Here is a 261-nt window from a genome sequence, read left to right as displayed (position 1 = left end):
GGATGCCGTTCTTGAAGGAAAGTACCGATGAGAACATAACAACACAAACAGATGATCGGTTCTGCATGGGACCGGGAGCAGAGAGAAAGAAACGTTTAGCTGAAATTGATACAGTATTGCCATTCAAGAAAAAACACTTGGGTAATATTATCGCTGAAGTCTTCAAACGTTACCGTACAACAACAACTTCTGAGTTCCTTGACTTGCTCAAGAACTTAGGTTACCATCAATCAACATTGGCTGGTTTAACAGTTGGTATTG

General features: G+C 40.6%; 1 protein-coding gene. It reads left to right on the top strand.

Annotated elements, in window-relative coordinates; genetic code table 11:
- A partial coding sequence (locus ETC27_RS18075; protein ID WP_136256076.1) for a hypothetical protein occupies positions 1-261 on the top strand: 261 nt, incomplete at both ends.

It is taken from the genome of Onishia niordana (assembly GCF_004798965.1).
In the GTDB taxonomy this organism is placed as follows: Bacteria; Pseudomonadota; Gammaproteobacteria; order Pseudomonadales; family Halomonadaceae; genus Onishia; species Onishia niordana.
Note: the sequence above shows the minus strand (reverse complement) of the source record. Positions and strands in the feature narration are given on the sequence as shown.